This is a genomic window from Microbacterium sp. Bi128 (assembly GCF_918698205.1).
Map to the genome: position 1 here is coordinate 1 of NZ_CAKKMM010000415.1, position 3,875 is coordinate 3,875.

At 66.4% G+C, this 3,875-nt stretch carries 3 protein-coding genes; all 3 read left to right on the forward strand.

Annotated features, from left to right (window positions below; all coding sequences use genetic code 11):
• Positions 1-254, forward strand: a 254-nt coding sequence (locus LQV45_RS20115; protein ID WP_230008528.1) for an FCD domain-containing protein, incomplete at its 5' end; no start/stop codon positions are given.
• Between the two features lie 377 nt (positions 255-631).
• A complete protein-coding gene (ppk2, locus tag LQV45_RS20120) occupies positions 632-1,465 on the forward strand; it encodes a polyphosphate kinase 2 (protein WP_230008529.1) in 834 nt (277 codons plus the stop codon).
• A gap of 28 nt (positions 1,466-1,493) precedes the next feature.
• The coding region (locus LQV45_RS20125; protein WP_230008530.1) for an HAD-IC family P-type ATPase at positions 1,494-3,875 on the forward strand (2,382 nt) is incomplete at its 3' end.

Consider the following 3,875-nt stretch of genomic DNA (forward strand, 5'->3'; position numbering starts at 1 on the left):
CCCGGGCAGACTGGGACTTCCATGCGCGCGTGGCGGAGGCGTCCGCCAACCCGCTGCTGCATGAGCTGTATGTCAGTTTCGGCAGCGTATTCCACAACGACCTGCTCCGCCAGCAGCGTCGGGGAGGCTTCAACGGCCTGCCGCACGAGGGCCACGACGAACTCGTGGCCGCAATTGCCGCCCGCGACGAGGCGGCCGCCGTCGAAAGCGTCACCCGGAACCTGAATTCCTGCGCGGAATGGCTCCAGGATTAACCCAAGGCTTTCCCAAGGTGCGCGGAAGATGCTCTGTCTCAGTGGCGGCCGCCACCCGCGCACCGGCCTCGCGGCCAGGCGGGTTTCCGTCATCATCGGCGTCAGCGCCGAGCCCGGACGGCCGGCCCCTGCGCCCAGCAGCAGGGGCCGGCTCGGCCGAGACACCCGGTTCCGCCGCCGCCCATTAGGGTCTTAGTGCCGTAGACCGGACCCGAGCCGCGGTCAACACTAAGAATGGCAGGACGCCGCACGAGGGTGCCCGCGACAAGTGCAGCCGCGCCCCAGTCCCGGGCCGGGGTGCCGGTCTCGTTGGATGACAGTCTCGCCGGTGTCGCAGTGTTGTGGTTTACCTCAGCAAGTACGTCGCGAGGAGGTCGATGGTGGGCAAGAAGAAGAAAAAGTCCAAGGGCTCCGACGAAGAGGACGGGCGCGCCGGGAAGAAGATGCCGCGCAAGAAGTACGAAGCGGAGATGGAGGTCCTGCAGGGTGAACTGGTCGCCATGCAGGAGTGGGTGAAGTCCACCGGAGCCAAAATCTGCATCGTCTTCGAAGGCCGCGACACGGCCGGCAAGGGCGGCACGATCAAGCGCATCGTCGAAAGGGTGAGCCCCCGGGTGTTCCGCGTGGTCGCGCTCCCCACACCGACCGAGCGGGAGAAGTCGCAGATGTACCTCCAGCGCTACATGTCTCACTTCCCGGCGGCGGGCGAGGTGGTCATCTTCGATCGCAGCTGGTACAACCGTGCGGGCGTCGAGCGGGTGATGGGTTTCTGCACACCGGAACAGACCCAGAGGTTCCTCGACATGACCCCGATGGTGGAGAAGGCGATGGTCGACTCCGGGATCATCCTGCTCAAGTACTGGCTCGAGGTCAGTGCTGACGAGCAGACCAGGCGGCTCGAGAGCCGCATGGACGACCCCCGCAAGACCTGGAAACTCTCTCCGATGGACCTGAAGTCCTACAAACGGTGGTACGACTATTCCCGGGCCCGGGACGCCATGTTCGAGGCGACCGACACCGCCTGGGCACCGTGGTACGTCGCGCACAATGACATCAAGAAGCGCGGCCGGCTCAACGTCATCAGCCATATTCTCAGCCAGGTGCCCTACGAGCCGTACCCGGGGCTCGACGTCGAGCTCCCCAAGCGCCAGAAGGCCGGCGATTACACCGAACCGGCACTGGCCGTGCGGCACATCCCCACCCCGTTCTAAGCAGCGCCCCGGCGATGAGGAGGAAGTCATGAGCGACGATCCCGGAGCAGTAGCTGGGGTGGCCCCGGCGGAGGCTGACGCGAGCTGGTACGCGCTGGCACCGGCTGAAGTGGCGGCCGAGCTGAAGGTGGATCCGGCTGGCGGGTTGAGCACGGGAGAGGCGCAGCAGCGGCTGCAGGAGTACGGACCGAACGCCCTCGCCGCCGCTAAGCAGGAGCCGGTATGGAAACGGTTCTTCAAGCACTATCAGGACTACATGCAGATCGTCCTTGTGGTCGCCGCCCTGGTCAGCTTGCTGATTGCGGAATACGGAACCGCCATTGGGCTTGCCCTGCTGACGCTGTTCAACGCGTGGCTGGGGTACCACCAGGAGGGCAAGGCCGAAGAAGCCGCCGCCTCCCTGGGGCAGATGATGAAGGCTATGGCCAAGGTGCGCCGCGACGGTGACGTTGTGGAGCTCCCCGCCGAACAGATCGTCCCCGGCGACATCGTGGTGGTCGATGCCGGTGACCGCGTCCCCGCCGACGGCCGGATCATCCTGGCGGCAACCCTCCAGATCGAGGAGGGCGCCCTGACCGGGGAGAGCGTCGCCGTCGAGAAGGACACCGAGACCATCGGCCGGCACGACGTCGGCATCGGCGACCGCCTGAACATGGCGTTCATGAACACGAACGTGACGCGGGGCCACGGCGAAATCCTCGTCACCACCACCGGCATGGGCTCGGAGGTCGGCCACATCGCCCACATGCTGTCCGGGCAGAAAGTGGAGAAGACCCCGCTCACCAAGCAGGTGGACCGGCTCACCATCTTCATCATTATCGCGGCCCTCTTCGCGTTTATCGCCATCGTCGTGATGGGCCTGGCCTCAGGCGAGTCCTTCGCGGTGCTCTTCGGAATCGGTGTGGCGCTGGCAGTCGGCTCCATCCCGGACGCGCTGCCCGCCGTCGTCACCACCATCCTGTCCGTCGGGTCGGTCAATATGGCCAAGAAGAACGCCATCATGAAGGTCCTCCCTGCGGTCGAGACCCTGGGCTCCACCTCGGCCATCAACTCGGACAAGACCGGCACCCTGACCCTGAACCAGATGACGGTCCGCGAGATCACCACCGTGCAGCACCACTACACCGTCAGCGGTGAGGGCTACAGTTTCGACGGCCAGATCCAACGGACCACGGGGGACGCCGAACGGGACCTGGACTACGTGATGTTCTCCTGCGCCCTGTGCAACGACTCCGATATCAACGACGGCGAGGTGGTCGGGGACCCCACCGAGGCGGCGCTCTACGTGCTCGCGCAGAAAGGCGGCGTGGACGTCAGGGAATTCCGCCGGAACAACCCGCGCGTGGCGTCGGTACCGTTCGATTCCGACTACAAGTTCATGGCCACGTTCCACCGGATGCCGGGGGCCGATGGCAGGCCCGTGATCCGGGCCTACGTGAAGGGGGCACCCGACGTCCTCCTGAGCAGGTCCTCGTTCGGCCGGATGCCGGGCGGCCACGCCGAGCGCCTCACTGACGAAATGCGGGGCAAGGTGCTTGCCGAGAACGAACGCATCGCCAGCCAGGGCAGGCGGGTGCTCGCCCTGGCGCAGCGCGAGTTCGACCCGGCGACGTTCCAGCCTTCGGGCGACCTGATGGCGCTGATGCAGGATCTGGAGATTTCGGCGCTGATCGGCGAGGTTGACCCGCCGCGCGCCGAGGCGGTGGCCGCCATCGCCAAGGCAAAGCACGCCGGCATCCGGGTCCGGATGATCACCGGCGACCACGCCGTCACCGCTGCGGCGATCGCCGACGAACTGGGCATCAGGGGCCGCGCGGTGACCGGGGCCGAGTTCGCGGCGATGAGCGACGCGGAGGCTGACAGCCAGGTGGACGGGATCGGCGTGATCGCCCGCGTCGCCCCCGAACACAAGGTCAGGCTGGTCGAGGTGCTCAAGCGCAAGGGCAACATCGTGGCCATGACTGGCGACGGCGTGAACGACGCGCCGGCCATCGCGGCCGCCGACATCGGGATCGCGATGGGCATCACCGGCACCGACGTCGCCAAGGGTGCGGCCAAGATGATCCTGGCCGACGACAACTTTGCCACCATCGTGGCGGCGGTCGAAGAGGGCCGGCTCGTGTACGACAACCTGCAGAAGTTCATCCGGATCCAAGTCGCCAACCTGTTCATGTTCATTCTGGCGTTCATCGGATCCTCGGCCTTCGCCATAGCCGGCACGGCCCTGCTCAGCCCGGCCCAGGTGCTGTGGATCCACATGGCGATCGTCGCCCCGATTGGGGCGGTGATGGGCCTGGATCTCGCGACGCCGGGCATCATGGACCGCAAACCACGGCCCTTCAACCAGCCGATCCTCGTCCAGTCGATGATGGTGCGCCTGTTCGTCGTCGGGCTTTTCATGGCGGCCGCG